The organism is Halochromatium sp., assembly GCF_054919635.1.
The window spans coordinates 1-17325 of record NZ_JBUDPI010000038.1 but is presented as its reverse complement, the minus strand read 5'-3'; the positions used below and the strand labels follow the sequence as shown (position 1 = coordinate 17325).

Here is a 17325-nt window from a genome sequence, read left to right as displayed (position 1 = left end):
TGACCACGCAATGGCGGTGAATCCTTGCGCGACTTGCCTTGGGCTTTCCGTCCGTGACAGGTCTTGCAATCATATTTGTAGAGCCGGCGGCCGGATCGAGCGCTCCCTTCTTCCGGGCCCGGCACATCGAGATCGATATCAATATCGGAGATATAACCGGCAAGATCCAACAGGTCTTCGTCATCTGCCGTCTTCAGGCCACCAACGACAAGCATTGCGTCGTAGCCACGTTCACCCGTCTGATAATCGCGCAGCGCATTCACAAGGTAGTACTCGGGGAGGCCGGCGAGACGTGGATATTTGCCCCCGAGAATGCCTTGGCCGTGTTGACCATGGCAAAGCGCGCATTGGCGGAACATGACCTCGCCAGCTTCGAGGTCAGGCTCGTAGTCGTCTAGGGCCTCATTGCGGGCCTTGTTATCGTCAGCGGCCTGGACGGGCAAGGATATTGCCAACAAGGCCAGTGGAACCGCAACCAGCGCGGCGAGAAGCGAACGCGTCAGCGACATCGAAACTTGCTCCGTTCTCTCTTTGGTAGGACTTCGCTCTAGCGAAGGTTGATTAAGGTCCTGGCCGAGAATCAGGGCCAGGCCTTCATCGTTCTTTTCAGCGCGCCTAACATAGGCGATTGGTCGAGCTGCTGCAACCGCGTTGATAACCATAAAATTTATACTGAAAAGGAGGTCAGTCGGATGTCATCAGGATTGCCATCGGCAAACCGGTCGGATCGAGGGCAGGCCTGTTGGGTAGCTCGCGGGCCTGCCCCAGCCCTTGGATACGCTGCGCGGCTAGCGCCAAGATTGCCGCATCCACCACGTCATCAACAGCGATGGTGCGCCGTGGATACTGCGCGACCAGTTCGGCAATGATCGCCTCGATCTGCGGTGACCACCGGCGCAAGAGCTGTTGTCGCTCGCGTTGGCCGGCCGCAGTTCGCTTGTTGAGCCGCATCGAGCGTCCTTGGTTCAGGCCGAACAGGCAGAGCTCGGGATGGCTTTCGCGGAGGCGACCCCGCAGAGGCGGATGACGCTGCAGCAACCGATCAAGCTCCAGGATCTTGGGCATGATGTTAAAGGTCTGCAGCGAGAGCCCAACGCCGGTTTCCTGACGATTAATTGCGCAAGCCGCCGCATAGCCCTGATCAACGGCCTCAAGGGCGGGTCGACAGGGCACCCGAAATACGCTGCTAGCGCGCGGCCGGCCAAGCAGCGAGCGCGCTTGCTGATCGCACTGACGTTCGCGCGCGCCACCTTGAAGGAGACCGATCGGCATATCGATGAGTGCCAATGCTGCGTTGGCCAAGATCGGCACGAGCTGCTCCAACTCGGAGACCACCGAACCGCGCCAGCCTTCACCGAGATCACCAATCCAGACCCAGCCGCCGCGGCAACCGTCGATGCCGATCGTCGCGATGGATCGCCGAGCCTCTGTCGGCATCCTCAAGCAGGAGCGCTCTGCAGCCGGCGAGCAACGGACTCCCCCACGAGTCGGCCGCTAGCGAGCGCCCAATGGATCGACGGTGGCGTCATAAGCTCGCCGCAAACCCATCGCTTGTCGCCGATTGCCCCGAGGCTATGATCCTCAGGCGGTGCAGTGACCGGCGGTGCCTGAACAGGGAGCGCGTCTTTGAGTCGGTAGACCGCTAGCTGTCGCCATCTGTCGACAGCAGCGCCGAACCAGGTGCGAAGCTGTCGTTGCACCAGCGCTCCGAGCTGATCTGGATCATGCTCGTCACCAAAGCAGTTGACCGTGATCAGCGCTTGACCGGGCGGAGCATAGGCCGCGGATAGGTTGCTGGGGCACAGCAGGCTGTTGATAGGCCCCTCGCCGTTGCCGTCGAGGACCAGGTAAGGCCCCTGGATTGGCGCGGTCGGCGCAGCAAAATAGAAACAGGTGGTACCGCGGGTTGCCGGGATCGGTTGGCCGAGTAGCCGAGCGGCCTCAGGCCCAGCCGTTGCAATCACAACGGCCTTGGCACGGACGGCGAGGCCATCGCTTAAGACAACGCCCGAATCGACACCCGCAGCCCCGTTGCGATCGGAACCCGATCTGGACTCCGTGCCGATCAGACGCTCAACCCGACATCCCAGCTCAATCACCTCTGGCGGCAATTGGCGCGCAAGCTGTCGCGGGATCTGCTCCATACCTGCAGCCGGGAGGGCCGTATCGCCAAGGGCAAAGGCTCGGAACACAAACTCGAAGGCCCGGCTCGAGACGTTCAGGTCCGGCTCGAAGAACACACCCGCGAAGAAGGGCTTGAAGAAGCGCTGAATGATCCGCTCGGAGAAGCCAAGGTCACGAAACAGCGCCGGCGCTGAGGTCTCAGGACGCGCGTAGAGGGATTGGAGATCGCCCTGGATTGCGCGCTGGCGCAGTCGTAGCAGTCGCAGCTTGTCGGTCAAGGTGCCGACAGGGGACAGGACCATCTCGGGAAGTCGCTCGGGGTGTCGCCAAACATCGCTCACGCGATGAAATCGGTCGCCGATGCGAACCTGGGCGCCCGGATAGAAAGGCTGCAGGTCGAGCGCAGCGTAGTCGAGTTGCCGCTGGGCCTCAGGGTACCAAGTCTGCAACACCTGAAATCCGCGGTCGAGCTGGAAGCCGTCCACCTGGTCGGTCGCAATGCGACCACCAACGCGGTCGCTGGCCTCCAGGACGCGGCAGCTGACGCCTGCGTCCTGTAATGCGCGTGCACAGGCCAAGCCGCTCAGGCCCGCACCAACGATGATGACATCTGTGTTCAATCGATTCTCCAGCGAAGAGGGCTCGGCCGGTCAACCCTGGCGGCGCAAGGTGTCGGCATGATCCCGGATGGCCGCCAGCCGGTCTGGGTCGATGCGCTCCAGATTCCTCCACATCAGCGCCGTGCGTGGATGGCGCGCGAAGCGAGTCTTATGGCGCGCTAGGAAATCCCAGAACAGGGTCGTAAACGGACAGGCATGCTCACCAGCCGGCTGTTTCGGGTCGAAACGACATCGGCTGCAGTAATTGCTCATGCGTTGGATATAGGCACCGCTCGCCACATAAGGCTTGGAGGCGAGCAGCCCGCCGTCGGCGAACTGACTCATGCCAAGCGTGTTTGGCGCCTCCACCCATTCAACGGCATCGACGAACATCGCCAGATACCAGCGATGGACGGCCGACGGTTTCACGCCGAGCAGCAAGGCATAAAGACCTGTGACCATGAGTCGCTGGATATGGTGCGCATAGCCGTGCTCAAGGACCTGCTCGATGGTCTCACGCAGGCAGGCGGCCTCGGTCTCGCCGGTCCAGTAGAAGCCGGGAAGTGGTCGCTCGGCCGCCAAGGCGTTCTGCTCCAGGTATTCGGGCATCTCGCGCCAATAGAGCCCGCAGACGTATTCGCGCCAGCCGAGCACCTGGCGTACGAATCCTTCGACCGATTCGATCGGCGCATGGCCGGCATGATAGGCCGCCACCGCGCGGTCGATGACCTGTCGTGGATCGAGCAGCTTGAGATTCAGCGCAGCGGAGAGCCGGGCGTGGTAGAGATAAGGCTCGCCACTCCAGAGGGCATCTTGGAAGGGCCCAAAGGCTGCTAAGCGACAGCTGATGAAGTCATCGAGCGCGGCCTCAGCCTGGTCGTGGGTCACCGGCCAGTCGAACGCGTCCAAGCGACCTGGGGCTTCTGGAAATCGCGCTGCCACCAGATCGATGACTGCGCTTGTGATTGCGTCCGGCTTGAAAGAGAGAGGAGGCGATAACAGCCCGGGGCCTTGCTTACCGAAGGGCTTACGATTGGATTTGTCGAAGTTCCAGGCACCGCCGATGGGCGCTTGACCATCCATGAGCACGCGATCGCGCTTGCGCAGCCAGCGATAGAAGTGCTCCAGGCGTAGCGTCTTGCGTCCATGGGCCCAATCCTCAAAATCCGCTTGAGTACAGAGGAAATGGTCGTCGACGAGCACTTCAAACGGCACGGCTTGGCGTTCACAGACAGCGCGCAGTGCTTGAAGCAGCCGGTACTCACCAGGACGGGTGACGCAAACGTGCCTCGGCTTGAGCGCAACCAGATCTGCTTCGAGGGCCGACTCGAGCCTGCTCTCATCATGAGCATCTAGGGTCAGATACCGGACGGGTAGACCCTCCGACCGAAGCGACTCCGCAAAGTGACGCATCGCCGACAGGAAGAGCACGATGCGCGCCTTGTGCGAGGGCACCTGGGTCGCCTCATGGGCTGCCTCGCAGAGCCAGATCAGGTCTTGAGCGGGGTCCAGGTCCCTCAGCACCGGCGCCTGCCGGTTAAGCTGGTCGCCTAGCACCAGCCTGAGGCAACGAACCCCGGGGTGATCGCTACTGGCTGTCATCCGTCCTCCGTGCGCCGCTCTTGATAGGCAATCTGACGCGCAAAGAGCGCAGTGACCTGGTCGAGGTGGTCGGCCTCCGCCGGGGGCTTATCCGGTCGATAGCGCTTCACACGCGCGAAGCGCAGCCCGAGGCCGGCTGGATATTGGCGACTGCGCTGCAGCTCGTTGAACGCGATCTCGACCACGAGCTCGGGACGGACATGGACCACCATGCCATCGCGGCCGATCTCACGCGCGAGGAGCTGCTCGGTCTGCCAGGCGAGCAGTTGATCCGTCAGCCCCTTGAAGGTCTTGCCAAGCATCACGAACGCATCATCGGTCCGCGCTCCGAGATGTAGGTTAGAGAGCCAACCCTGACGTCGTCCGCTACCCCATTCTGCGGCCAGCACCACGAGGTCGAGACTGTGCGCTTGCTTGAGCTTCAGCCAGTGATTGCCGCGCCCGCCGGCGGCGTATGGCGCTTCGGGAGACTTTGCCATCAACCCCTCATGTCCAGTCGCTAGGGCTTGGCTGAGGAAGTCTTCTGCTTGCGCCAGGGAACCGGCGGTCAAACGCGGTACGATGTGTGCGGCCGGTAGCGCCTCGGCTAAGGCTGCTTGACGGGTCAGGGTGTTCGCGTCAATCAAGGTCTCGCCGGCGATACGAAGACAATCGAAGAAGAAGCTCCGAATGGGCAGCTGTCGGCGCAGGTCGCTATCGTCGCGACGCCTGCCGAAGCGTCGCATGGTCGTTTGAAACGGACGCGGGCGGCCGTCGTCATAAAACGTTAGGGTTTCGCCATCGAGCACGAGGTCGGAAACAGGAAGCGCAGCAATCTGCTCGACGAGCTCCGGCACGGCGCCGGAGACGTCGTTGCCTTGCCGGCTGAAGACGCGAACCTCGGCGTCGCGCTTGTGGACCTGTACCCGTGCGCCGTCGAGCTTGTACTCGAGCACGGGTGCCTTGAGCGTCGTCAACGCCTGCTCAAGGTCAGTCGCCGGCTGGGCCAGCATCGGCTGTACCGGGTTGAATAACTGTAACTGGATCGCGTCGATTCCGGTGCGTCCGTCGGCTCGTGCCACAGCTGCCACGCGACCGATATCCCCGGTCAGCATCTGAGCCCTCTGCACTGCGGCTAGCGGCAGTTCAAACGCGACCGCGATCGCCTCGATCATCAGCCCGACGAGGGCGCCCTGCCGCAGCTCTCCGAGAAGCAGGTGCGAAAGAAAAAGCTGTTCTTGCTCCGTGGCCTTGGCGAAGAGTCGGACTAGCTGTTCGGTTCGCTGTGCCTTACTCCCGGCGCCCTGCAGTCTTGCGATGAGCTGTAGCTCCGAGTGCACCTCGGCAACGCCGAGCTGTGCTACGGCAACTGACGTCGCCCTCGCCCGAGCTGCCGAGACCTGCGCTGGGCCAATGCCAAGCGCGGTGCGGGCCGGCTCGCCGGTCATCCAGCGCGCGACCACAGCGATGTCGGCCGGATTGCTGTTGCGCAGCAGATCGGCAACGCGATCGATCTTCGCCCGCCGACCTGGTAGCGCTGACAGGTCGAGCGACGCGGCCACCAGATTGTTTAGCACCGTCATCGACTGGGTCAGGTTCGGATTCCAGCTTGGCGGTCCGAGTCAGCGGGCGCTCAGCGTTTGCCCTGGCCCAGCTCAGTGGTACTGCTCGGTGGTGTAGTGACCAGGCTCGTGACGCTTGTGCCGGTGCAGCCCATGGGCCTCGAGCCATGCACGGACGTCCTTGATCATCTCGGAATTGCCACAGAGCATCAGATGGCTGTCGTCGGAATTGATCTTGGCACCTGCTGTGTCCTCAAGCACGCCGTTCTCGAGCAGATTCGTGATGCGACCCTGCAGCGAGGTCTCGCTCGAGTCGCGAGTCAGGGCGGTGATGAAGGTAAAGGCCTGCTCGTGTTGAGCCTGCAGCTCGGCGATGGTTTCGCCATAAGCCAGCTCACCCGCGTTGCGCGCACCATGAACCAGGATGACGCGCTCGAAACGCTCCCAGGGCTCGGCGGTCTTAAGGATCGATAGAAAAACGCCGAGCGCGGTGCCGGTTGCGAGCATCCACAGATGCCGGCGCGAGACAACGTTGTCCATTGTGAACACGCCACTTGCCTTGGCCGATACCCAGATGCGATCCCCGATCTCAAGATCGGAGAGCTTCGGTGTCAGGGGCCCCTCCGGGATCTCGTTGAAGTAGATCTCGAGCGGCTGCTCCTGCGGCGCGTTGACGAGCGAGTAGGGCCGACCGACACGCTCGCCATCCAGGTCGAGGGCAACCTTAATGTACTGCCCAGCTTGAAAGGCCTCCAGCGGTGCGTCGATCTGCAAGCTGTAGAGCGCTTGCGACCAGTGGCGCTTGCCCGTGACGCGACCTTCGATCCAATCAACCATCGATAGATACCTCGTTTCTGATGTTGCAATCCTGCCTAGTTGGTCCCGGAAAGGCCGTTTCAAACCTTGTACAGCGATTGTTCATCTTTGACTTTCCTAGCTGTGGCCTCGTTCGATCATTTGAACCTCGTCCCTCGTTGAGGTGAGATCTTGAAGCTGCGAGGTCTGGTCAGCGATCTAACAGGAATTCCGGTAGGCCATTGTGTTCGCAGCCATGCTTCCCATCTTGCATCTGTCGATACTTTGTACAACCTACAGACGAGGCTCGCTGATGCGACTGCTCACCCTAATCACGCTCCTTGGAGGATTCATCATGTCCGCAAATGCAACGGCCAACTGCGGCCCTGCGCTCGATTTTGAGCTTCGCCGTCTTGCTGGTGATGAGACGGTCAAGCTATGCGAGGCCTATCAGGGCAAGGTGGTGCTGATGGTCAACACCGCTAGCAAGTGCGGTTTCACCGGTCAGTACGAAGGGCTCGAAGCGCTCTACGACAAGTACAAGGACCGGGGCCTCGTGGTGCTGGGGTTCCCGTCAAACGACTTTGGCAACCAGGAGCCAGGCAGCGAGGAGCAGATCCAACAGTTTTGCCGGCTGACCTACTCGGTCGAGTTTCCAATGTTCGAGAAGATGCATGTCAAGAGAGGAAAGGCCGACCCGCTTTATCAGTACCTTGCCGCACAAACCGGCGCCTATCCCAAATGGAATTTCTATAAGTATCTGATCGATCGAGATGGTCAGGTCGTCGACTACTTCTCTAGCATCACCTCCCCTGAGAGCAAGAAGTTAGTCAACGCTATTGAGAAACTGCTTTAAGTTCCAAGTATGAATTCTAGTGATTTGAGAGATGTCATCCTCAAGTGGATGAAAAATAGATTAAAAGTCGATAACGCTGCCTCCCTCGGGGAGAGTCCAAGCAACGCTTGTTGGATACGGGCAACCGAGCGCACAACCTGATGACTCGGGGGTGACCATCGCCGTTGCGCTCCAGTGGGTTTGAGGCAAGACCGGCGCGCTTGAGGCCCAAGATCTCATGACCCCCGAAGCGCACCCCGGATTGCTCAACGCTGCGCAAGCACAGAGAATGGGCAGTGAGAACGATGGCTCCGCCGTCGACGCACGAGACTGCCGCTTTGAGCAAACGCCCATCGAATCCTGAGGACCCTGAACCAGACGCCATGGAAGGCCCGCCACCGGCGCTACCGGACGACTTCGGCATCGAGCCCTCAGGCTCACCAACCGATGCGCTCTCGGAGATGGCTGAGGCGATGCCGGGGATGCGGGTGCCTCCGCATAACCTGCAGGCCGAACAGTCGTTGCTCGGTGCCCTGATGCTCGAGAACAGCGTCTGGGAGCAGGTCGCGGACAAGGTGCGTGAGACCGATTTCTACCGCCAAGAGCATCAGCTGATCTTTCGCGCCATCCACATCCTGGCCGAGCAGGATCACCCATTCGACGTCATCACCCTGGCCGAGGCGCTCGAGAAGCGCAAGCTGCTCGATGATATGGGCGGTATGGCGTATCTGGCCGAGATCGATCGCAACACCGGCTCGGCGGCAAACGCCGCGCACTATGCGCGCATCGTCCGCTTCAACTCAGTCCTCCGTCAGCTGATCCGGGCCGGCACCGGCATCGCCGATCTCGCATTCGACACCAAGGGTCGCAGTGAGGCCGAGATCCTCGACGCCGCCGAGGCAAAGGTGTTCGAGATCGCCGAGCAGCTCACTCGCGGCGGCGGCTTCAAGTCGATCGAAGACCTGCTGACCATCGCGGTCAACAAGATCGATGAGCTCTATCATCGCGACGAGCCCATCACCGGCCTTCCAACCGGCTTCATCGACTTCGACATGAAGACCTCAGGCCTGCAGCCCGCTGACCTGATCATCTGCGCGGGGAGACCGTCGATGGGAAAGACGAGTTTTGCGATGAACATCGCCGAAAACGTCGCGATCAAGACGGGAAAAGGCGTAGCCGTGTTCAGCATGGAGATGCCGGGCGACGCGCTGGCGATGCGCATGATGTCATCGTTGGGTCAGATCGATCAGCATCGGGTGCGCACCGGTAAGCTGACCGACGAAGACTGGCCGCGGCTGACCTCTGCGGTGACCATGCTGTCGCAGGCGCCGATGTATATCGACGATACCCCGGCGCTCTCCCCAACCGATCTGCGCGCGCGGGTGCGTCGGCTGCAACGCGACCTGAAGCGCGAAGAGAAAGAGCTCGGCATGATCGTCATCGACTACCTGCAGCTGATGCAGGCGCCGAGTGAAGGCGAAAACCGCGCCACCGAGATCTCGGCGATCTCGCGATCACTCAAGTCGTTGGCGAAGGAGCTTCACGTGCCGGTCGTTGCCCTGTCTCAGCTCAACCGAAGCCTCGAGCAACGCCCGAACAAGCGGCCCGTGATGTCGGATTTGAGGGAAAGTGGCGCCATCGAACAGGATGCAGACGTGATCGCGTTTATCTACCGCGATGAGGTCTATCACGAGGACAGCCCGGACAAAGGGGTCGCCGAGATCATCATCGCTAAGCAGCGCAACGGACCGATCGGCACCGTTAAGCTCGCATTCCTGGGCCAGTTCACCAAGTTCGAGAACCTGGCCGACGACCTTTACAGCGATCTGGGCTACCAATGATCGTCGGCCCGATCGCTCGAGTCGATCTTGGCGCGCTGCGACATAATCTCGCGGTTTGCCGGGCGGCGGCGCCCAAGAGCCGCATCTGGGCGGTGATCAAGGCCGATGCCTACGGGCATGGCATCGGCCACTGTGCTGCCGCGCTGAAAGACGCGAACGGTTTCGCCGTGGCGCGGGTGCAAGAGGCGCTCGGGCTGCGCGCGATTGGTATCAGCAAGCCGCTCCTGGTGATGGAAGGGGTGGCCAACGCGACCGAGCTCGGCGCGGTGCTGTCTATGCGAGTCGAGCTGACCGTGCATGCAAGTTGGCATCTCGACCTGATCCTGAGCCAGCTGCAGACCAACCCTCAACCGACGCCGCAGCGCGTCTGGCTCAAGCTGGACACGGGAATGGGGCGGTTGGGTCTCCATCAGGCTGAGGCGATTGCGCTCATCGAACGGGTGCGCGCGCTGGCATCGGCACAGGCACCGTCGGCGCCGCTGCTGGAGCTGGCAGGGATCATGACCCACCTAGCCAATGCCGATGATCCCACGCATCCAATGACCGGGGAGCAATGCGAGCAGGCGAGGGCGCTTGCGGAGCGCTTTGGTCTGCCGGTGTCGATCGGCAACTCGGCCGGCGTGCTGGCGCATCCGGCCGCGCGCAGCGATTGGGTGCGTCCTGGGATCATGCTCTACGGTGGGTCGCCCTTGCTCAACCGCTCCGCGAAGGCGCTGGATCTGCGCCCGGTGATGACGCTCTCGAGCCAACTCATCGCCGTGCGTGAGATGGCGGCTGGGACGCTGATCGGCTACGGCAGCACCTATCGCTGCCCAGAGGCCATGCGTGTCGGCGTCGTCGCCATTGGCTACGGTGACGGCTATCCGCGCCATGCGCCGACAGGTACGCCAGTGCTGATCCGCGGTCAGCGGGCTGCCTTGCTCGGACGTGTCTCCATGGACATGATCAGCGTCGATCTGCGGCAGGTGCCGGATGCCGCGGTTGGCGACCCGGTGCTGCTCTGGGGGCAGGGATTGGCGGTAGAAGAGGTCGCCGAGCAGGTCGGCACCATCAACTACGAGCTGCTCTGTCGGCTTTCATCGCGGGTGAGAATGGTTCATGACGACGGTGCCATGCAGGCCCACACCCAGGAGCCGCGATCGTGAGCCCAACGACCGGCAAGGGACGCAGCGTCTACGTCTGCAATAGCTGCGGCGCCCAGTCGCCCAAGTGGAGTGGGCGCTGCGCAGACTGTGGGGCTTGGAATAGCATCGAACAGGTGTCGCTGCCGCCCAAGGCCGCGACTCGGCCGGGTGGGAGCGGTTATGCTGGCGCCGCTGGCAAGTCTGCACGCGCGGATCTGAGCGCGATCCACCGGCTCGCCGAGATCGCCCCGGAACAGGAGGTCCGCACCCCAACCGGCATTGCCGAGCTCGACCGCGTTCTCGGCGGTGGACTGGTGCAGGGCTCCGTGATACTGATTGGCGGTGATCCGGGCATCGGCAAGTCGACGCTGCTCTTGCAAGCCAGCGCCGCAATCGACGCCAATCCTGCCTTCGCATCGAGCAAAGGCTCGGTGCTCTATGTCACGGGCGAAGAGTCGCCGCAGCAGGTTAGTCTGCGGGCACAACGGCTGGGACTGCAGCCCGGTTGCCTCAATCTGCTCGCCGAGACCAGCATCGAGCAGATCCTGGCCACCACCGGGGCCGAGGCACCCAGGGTGCTGGTGATCGACTCGATCCAAACCCTGTATACCGAGGCCCTGACCTCGGCGCCAGGCTCAGTCTCGCAGGTGCGCGAGACCGCAGCCCAGCTCGTGCGCTACGCCAAGCTCACTGACACCACGGTGTTTTTGGTCGGACATGTCACCAAGGAGGGTGCGCTCGCTGGGCCGCGAGTGCTCGAGCACATGGTCGATACCGTGCTCTATTTCGAGGGCGAATCCGGCAGTGCCCATCGATTGGTGCGTGCGGTCAAGAACCGTTTCGGCGCCGTCAATGAGCTTGGCGTCTTCGCGATGACCGATCGCGGGCTGCGTCAGGTCTCGAATCCATCGGCGATCTTTCTCTCACGTCACTCGGAGCCAGCCCCCGGATCGGTCGTGCTGGTGACCCGCGAGGGGACACGGCCGATGTTGGTCGAGGTGCAGGCGTTGGTCGACCAAAGCCCGTTGACCAATCCGCGCCGGCTCGCGGTGGGCTTGGAACAGAACCGCTTGGCGATGCTGCTAGCGGTGCTGCATCGCCACGGCGGCATTGCGATGTTCGATCAAGACGTGTTCACGAACGTCGTCGGTGGCGTGCGCGTGACCGAGACCGCTGCCGATCTGGCGGTGCTGTTCGCAGTGCTGTCGAGCTTCCGCGATCGGGCCTTGCCGGTCGATCTCGCCGTCTTCGGCGAGGTCGGCCTGTCCGGTGAGATCCGGCCCGTGCCCAATGGACCAGACCGGCTGCGCGAGGCGGTCAAGCACGGCTTCAAGCAGGCCGTCGTACCCAAGGCCAACGTCCCCAAAGGCGGCATCGATGGCCTAACAATCCAGCCTGTCTTGAGCCTGCGTGAAGCCATTGATGCCGTGTGAGCAGCCTATGTCGCGTGGCCCAAATGCGTCATCCCACCAGTTTCGGATCAACGGCAAGGGACTGCTCAGTGCGCCGCTGCGCGTGCTGCTTGCTCGCGGGTGTAGAAGCGGCCAGCGCGAATGAAACCGGAGACGATCTCAGGCTCGGCGGCTAACACACGGCCCTCGGCATCGCGACATTGCACCCAAGCCTCCGGAAGGCCGTCAAGCACATGGATCGGGGCCGGTCTGCCATCGCTAAACCGCGACAGCTCGAACTCGCCAGTCGCCTGATTGAGGTAGCCAGGCCGCCAACCCGTCGCACGATTGCCTTGACTGATGCCGCGCGTTTCGGCAAAGAGCGCGTTCTCGTGGCGCAGCGCCAGGCTCGTCAGTGCACCCCGCATCCGCCGTGAGTGCTCGCTGCAATCTGGTTCCGGGCTAAGGGCTTGTGTCTCGATCTGAAGTTGCGTCTGGTCGTCGTACATTGCAGTTCTCCTCTAGCTGTTACCTCTGTTATCGGCAGCGAGAGGCAGATTCAGGATGCCTGATGGCGCAAAAGACGGGAAACTCGAGGTTGTTCAGGTCCATTCTGTGACGACATTCACACTCCCAGGTGCCTGGCCCGCAAGCACACTTCCGGGCATCGCTGGGACGTGTCAACAGTAACTGGCGCGACTTGAGTCCGGCAGGCGTCCGAGCTCTGTATCGAACGGAATGCCGCTGCCGCCATCCTCGAACAAGCCGAGATGGCGTTCGCCATCGCCAAAGAAATCGAAGTGGGAGGCGAAGCGTGTCTCATGGAGCATGTGCCAGGTATTGCCGCAGACTGGCTGAACCTTGCCAAGCACAAACCGGTGATGCTTGTCCAAGGACCAGCTGGCGGCGTGGTCGGGGAGGGTGCCGCGATAGGTGACCGCTTGGCCGTAGTCCTCGGCGTCCGGCTCTAGGCCGTCGAGCTTGAACAACCGATAGGTGGCGGAGAAAAAGCGCGCTGGGTCAAGACGCGCTTGAATCGCCGCATCCGCGATCGCCAGCGGCCGATCCTCGACCAAGCGCGGATCGGCAAAGCCTGCGTTGCGGGCAAGCTGCAAGAAGTCGTTCCAGTACAGCGCGCCTGCTAGACATTCGCCATGCAACACCGGGTCCTGTATCAGTGCTTGTGGCAAGCGCCGGTCCGCGTAGACATCAGAGAAATAGAGCTCGCCGCCATTGCGCAGTAGCGCGTGCGCTTGGGCGAGCACAGCCGGCTTGTCTGGTGACAGATTGATTACACAGTTCGACACGATCAGATCGAAGCTGCTCGGCTCCAATCCGAGACGCTCGAGGTGCTCGATCTCCCCATGGATGAAGCGCACATTGGAGCCTTGGTAGCCGTAGCGCTCTCGATGATGATCGAGATGGCGTTCCGCCACGGCGAGCTGCTCCGCAGTCATATCGACACCGACCACCTCGCCATCCTCACCGACGAGCCGGGAGAGCAGATAGACGTCTCGGCCAGCGCCGCAGCCCAGATCGAGCACACGCAAACCTGACAGCAGATCGGGCGCGACGAGCCCACAGCCATAGTAACGCTCACTGACCTCCGGATGGATGTCGGCAAGAAGGCGCTTCATCTTGGGCGGAAGGGCGTCCGGTGTGCAGCAGGCATCCGTGCGCAGGTCAGCGCTGCCCGATAAGGTTTCACCGTAGTAGCGCTTGACGTTCTCGAGCAGGTTCTCGCTCATGCTGGTCTCTCCAAGTCAGTTGTTGACTCGGATTGTCTAGCCGAACTCAGGACCTTACAAGGGCGAGAGGTTGGGAGCGCCAGCGCTTGCTGGCCAAGGATCGTGCTGCCAGAGCCCGCCCTCCATGAGCCATAGCCAGCGCCTGTCCCGCAGCGTTGGACCGAAGTCCACTCGGACATTACTATAGTTCGCATTTACCTTGACTGCGCACACCATGAATCGACTCCTGTTGCCGACCTGCCGAAACCCTGTCAATACCTGCGTACTGGTAGTTCGTATCCCCCTACAGGGTAAGGCAACGACTTCGGGAGAATTTTTCAGGCTTCTGATGACCGCACAGGAATAAAGGTTACTCTCATTGCCGCTGGCCGAACGGGAGAGCCGGGCGCAGCAGGTCAGCGAGTAGGGCGCCGACCTGTCACGTCTCTGGTCAAGAATCTACGTGCGTAGACTCCCGGACGGTCTTACTAGGTCCGTCCGGGCCACGCCGAAGTTGGTAGCAACGAGCCATGGATAACGCAAAGGTGTTGGTCTGCGAAACGCAGTCCTCGGTCGAGGTTCCGATCACGGGCCGACAGCATCCGACGATCAGTCCCACCGTGGTGAACAAATGGCAGCGCCTGATCGACCTTGTGGCCAAGGTTTACCAGGTCCCTGCCGGACTCATCATGCAAATTACCGAAGAAGAGATGCAAGTCTTTCTGAGGAGTCGTAACCCACAGAATCCTTACTCTGACGATGGAGCAGACCGGCTCGGTCAAGGGCTTTATTGCGAAACCGTGATCGGGGAGAATCGTCCGCTAGCGATCAAGGATGCCCTGAGCGATCCGCACTGGCGTGACAACCCGGATGTCAAGCGGAACATGATCAGCTACTGCGGTTTGCCCGTGCGGTGGCCGGATGGTTCTTTCTTCGGCACGATCTGTATCCTTGATAGCCAGGCCAGGACCTACCAAGCGCTTTATCAGGAGGTTCTCGCGAGCTTCCGCGAGTCCATGGAGGATGATCTACGCATGCTCGAAAAGGAGCAGGCCCTGGAGCTGATTGCGCGGACCGACTATCTCACTGGACTGTATAACCGACGCGAGTTGATGCGACTGCTCGAAGAAGAGCGTTATCGAGTCCGGCGCACGAACACGAGTGCCTGCGTGATCCTGCTCGACCTCAACGACTTCAAGGCGATCAATGATACCTTCGGGCATGACGCTGGCGATGAATTGCTCCAACGCTTTGCGAGCGCGTTGCTCGACTTTGCACGCATCACCGATCACTGCGGACGCTGGGGAGGTGATGAGTTTCTTATGCTGTGCCCAGAGACGGATTATCCGGGAGCCGCAACGCTGGCTGAACGGTTCCGAGCGCATATCGCACAGGGTCCACAGCTCAAGAACTATCCGTTTGGCATGGCCACAGGGATTGCAGAACTGATCGAAGGCGAGACGGCCAGCCAGTGGGTCATGCGGGCAGATCAGGCCATGTATCGAGACAAGCATCTACAGAAACGCGGTAAGACGCCCAAGCGTCTGCAGAAACGACGTCAGGCGCCCAAGCAATAAGAGCCCGCGCCGCTGCCTCCCAGCCGGCCCAGCCATCCCAGGGCACGAAGCCGGCCAAGATCGCCAGCAGCCGAACCGCCGCCGGCGCCGCCTTGCCATCGGCCAGCCAGCCGCGATAGGTGCGCGGATGCACGCCAAGGACAGAAGCGGCATCGGTGTTACTGAACTGCAGACGCCGTTGCAGCGCCCATAAGGCGGAAGAATCTGCCGCGAAGCCTGCGGCTAAGAGCTCGCCCGATTCCGCGTTCAGCCAGTCATGCCGCGCCCTGGAGCCGGATCGGCCCTACAGTGTCAGCGCAAGTTACAGATGTCCGGTGCTGCGCAAAGTAGAAATGTCCGGCTCCAACCCGGGGGGTGGGTCAGTCTGACGGCGCGGAAGGGCGATGACAGGATGTTCAAGTCGGATTCTTTTTCCTACTGCCTGATGGCCATCGCGCTGTTCATGTCGGACAAGTGTGCATACACTTAGGCGCATGGACATCGACTTCGAGTGGGACGAAATCAAGCGCCACGCGAACCGGCGCAAGCACGGGGTCGACTTCGCGGATGCTGCGGAAGTCTTCTACGACGAGCTGGCCTGCTCGATGCCGGACCCTGACCACCATGCGGAGCAGCGCTTCCTGATCACCGGTATGGACGCCTTCGGGCGCGTGTTGCTGGTGGTTTACCCGCAGCCCGAGTCGCAGACCATCCGCATCATCTCGGCACGCCCGGCAACACCGGCCGAGCGTCGGCACTACGAGCAAGGCTGAACCTATGCGAGACGAGTACGACTTCACCGACAGCCAGCGCGGCGCCATCGTCAAGAGCAACAAGGAGCGGATCACCATCCGCCTCGATCCGGACATCATCGAGTGGTTCCGGGGTCGGGTGCGCGGCGGCGGCAACTACCAGACCCTGATCAACGAGGCCCTGCGCGAGCACATGGAGCGGCAGAGCGGCGCCGACCTCGAGACAACGCTGCGGCGCGTGCTACGCGAGGAGCTGACGAGCGCGAGTTCTTAAGTCCCGGTGGGCCTCGGGGTCAACCCAAGGCCGGGTTCACCTCCCGGAAGCGCTCTGCCGCCGATCGACGCAGGCCGCGTCGAGTGGGTGCCTTCTGGCTGCGTTGCACCGCTTGAATCTGCTGCTGCTCCTGGACGTGCTTGAGCACGGCACCAAGGCGCTTGTTCGAGACGATGTCCGCCTGCTTCACCTGTCGGACCTTGTCGAAGACGGAGTAGGGCAGATCGCCCCCGTCGTACTTGATGGCGATGGTCCCGTCCGGATAATCGTGGACACGGACCTTCTTGCGCCGCAGTCCCACGGTGACCTCGTTGGGCTCCAGCAGGTAGACCACCCGGTCATACTGCACCGTCAGGCTGTTAGAGACGGTGCGCTCCTCCTGCCAACTGAGCACTTCGTCGAGATCGTCCAGCTCCGTTAGCGGTCGATGCAGATCCTTGTCGCTGGCGGGCGCCTTGGCGAACTTCGCGTTGAACCCGTCCATGAAGCCCGGCAGGAAGGCGTTGGCGGCCTCCAGCGTCTCGATACCTTCGAGTCGCAGCTCCTTCACCAGCCGGTCCTGTAGCGTCTTGTTCATCCGCTCGACGCGCCCCTTGGCCTGGGAACTGTTGGCGTAGAGGATGTCGATGTTCAGCTCGTGCAGGGCGCGGCCGAACTGCGTCAGACCGATGCCGCCGGTGGCACCGGTCTTGTTCACGCGGAAGACCGAGTGCTTGTCGCTGTAGAAGGCCACCAGCTTGCCATAGTGCTCCAGGTAGCGGCGAGTCGCGTGGAAGTAGTCGAAGGTCGTCTCCGAATCGACGAAACGCAGCTCCATCAGCCTCCCGGTGGCATCGTCCACGTAGACCAGGAGCGTGCACTTTGGCCCGCGGCCTTCGAACCAGGCATGCTCGGAGCCGTCGATCTGGACCAGCTCGCCGAGGCACTCGCGACGGTTACGGGGCTGGTGAACGGCCTTGTCGCGCTGCTTGCGGCTTCGCCAGAGGCCGGCCTCCATCAGCCAGAGCCTGAGCGTTTCCCGAGATAGCTCCAGCTCATGCTTCTCGGCTAGCTTCTCCGCGATCAGCGTCGGGCCGAAGTCCACATAGTGCTCGCGCACGAGGCCGAGGACCCAGGTCTTCAGCGCATTGCCATACGCATGATTGCTCCGACGACCGCGGCGCT

The 17325-nt window shown here is 62.0% G+C and carries 15 protein-coding genes and 1 pseudogene; 7 read left to right on the top strand and 9 right to left on the bottom strand.

Features of this window, described 5'->3' with window-relative positions; all coding sequences use genetic code 11:
• The 6 genes from ACY693_RS04285 to ACY693_RS04260 form a co-directional block, all read right to left on the bottom strand.
• On the bottom strand, positions 1–662 hold a 662-nt coding region (locus ACY693_RS04285), incomplete at its 3' end, for a c-type cytochrome (RefSeq protein WP_462320594.1).
• A 22-nt stretch (positions 663–684) separates the two neighbouring features.
• Positions 685–1437, bottom strand: coding sequence for a DUF429 domain-containing protein (locus tag ACY693_RS04280; protein WP_462320593.1), 753 nt, complete (start codon positions 1435–1437; stop codon positions 685–687).
• 2 nt (positions 1438–1439) lie between these two features.
• A complete protein-coding gene (locus tag ACY693_RS04275; RefSeq protein ID WP_462320592.1) occupies positions 1440–2744 on the bottom strand; it encodes a protoporphyrinogen/coproporphyrinogen oxidase in 1305 nt (434 codons plus the stop codon).
• A 30-nt stretch (positions 2745–2774) separates the two neighbouring features.
• Positions 2775–4325 carry a cryptochrome/photolyase family protein gene (locus tag ACY693_RS04270; protein ID WP_462320591.1) on the bottom strand — a complete coding sequence of 517 codons (1551 nt, stop codon included), beginning with the start codon at positions 4323–4325 and terminating at the stop codon, positions 2775–2777.
• Positions 4322–5887, bottom strand: coding sequence for an ATP-dependent DNA ligase (locus ACY693_RS04265; RefSeq protein ID WP_462320590.1), 1566 nt, complete (start codon positions 5885–5887; stop codon positions 4322–4324). Before ACY693_RS04265 ends, ACY693_RS04270 begins: the two co-directional genes overlap by 4 nt.
• Positions 5888–5959: 72 nt before the next feature.
• Entirely contained in the window at positions 5960–6703 is a 744-nt protein-coding gene (locus ACY693_RS04260) for a ferredoxin--NADP reductase (protein ID WP_462320589.1), read from the bottom strand.
• A 313-nt stretch (positions 6704–7016) separates the two neighbouring features.
• On the opposite strand from ACY693_RS04260, the gene ACY693_RS04255 reads away from it, so the two are divergent.
• From ACY693_RS04255 to radA, 4 genes are all read left to right on the top strand, one after another.
• Complete coding sequence (locus ACY693_RS04255) at positions 7017–7517, top strand: glutathione peroxidase (protein ID WP_462320588.1); 501 nt, start codon at positions 7017–7019, stop codon at positions 7515–7517.
• Between the two features lie 440 nt (positions 7518–7957).
• Positions 7958–9337 (top strand): replicative DNA helicase, encoded by a 1380-nt coding sequence (gene dnaB, locus ACY693_RS04250; protein ID WP_462320595.1) that lies wholly within the window; start codon positions 7958–7960, stop codon positions 9335–9337.
• Entirely contained in the window at positions 9334–10482 is a 1149-nt protein-coding gene (gene alr / locus ACY693_RS04245) for an alanine racemase (RefSeq protein ID WP_462320587.1), read from the top strand. Before dnaB ends, alr begins: the two co-directional genes overlap by 4 nt.
• Positions 10479–11894, top strand: coding sequence for a DNA repair protein RadA (gene radA / locus ACY693_RS04240; protein ID WP_462320586.1), 1416 nt, complete (start codon positions 10479–10481; stop codon positions 11892–11894). The genes alr and radA overlap by 4 nt, the downstream gene beginning before the upstream one ends.
• 65 nt (positions 11895–11959) lie before the next feature.
• On the opposite strand, the gene ACY693_RS04235 is transcribed toward radA, so the two are convergent.
• Together ACY693_RS04235 and ACY693_RS04230 are read right to left on the bottom strand one after the other, a co-directional pair.
• Positions 11960–12361, bottom strand: coding sequence for a hypothetical protein (locus ACY693_RS04235; RefSeq protein WP_462320585.1), 402 nt, complete (start codon positions 12359–12361; stop codon positions 11960–11962).
• A gap of 171 nt (positions 12362–12532) precedes the next feature.
• Positions 12533–13600 (bottom strand): methyltransferase domain-containing protein, encoded by a 1068-nt coding sequence (locus ACY693_RS04230; protein ID WP_462320584.1) that lies wholly within the window; start codon positions 13598–13600, stop codon positions 12533–12535.
• A gap of 509 nt (positions 13601–14109) precedes the next feature.
• Here ACY693_RS04230 and ACY693_RS04225 point away from each other — a divergent pair.
• From ACY693_RS04225 to ACY693_RS04215, 3 genes are all read left to right on the top strand, one after another.
• The gene (locus ACY693_RS04225; RefSeq protein ID WP_462320583.1) at positions 14110–15156 is read left to right on the top strand and encodes a sensor domain-containing diguanylate cyclase; all 1047 of its coding nucleotides are present in this window, start codon (positions 14110–14112) and stop codon (positions 15154–15156) included.
• 473 nt (positions 15157–15629) lie between these two features.
• A complete protein-coding gene (locus tag ACY693_RS04220) occupies positions 15630–15908 on the top strand; it encodes a BrnT family toxin (protein WP_462320582.1) in 279 nt (92 codons plus the stop codon).
• A gap of 4 nt (positions 15909–15912) precedes the next feature.
• A complete protein-coding gene (locus tag ACY693_RS04215; protein WP_462320581.1) occupies positions 15913–16161 on the top strand; it encodes a BrnA antitoxin family protein in 249 nt (82 codons plus the stop codon).
• Between the two features lie 112 nt (positions 16162–16273).
• Here the strand turns inward: ACY693_RS04215 and ACY693_RS04210 are convergent.
• A pseudogene (locus ACY693_RS04210) lies at positions 16274–17325 on the bottom strand (ISNCY family transposase); the annotation flags it as partial.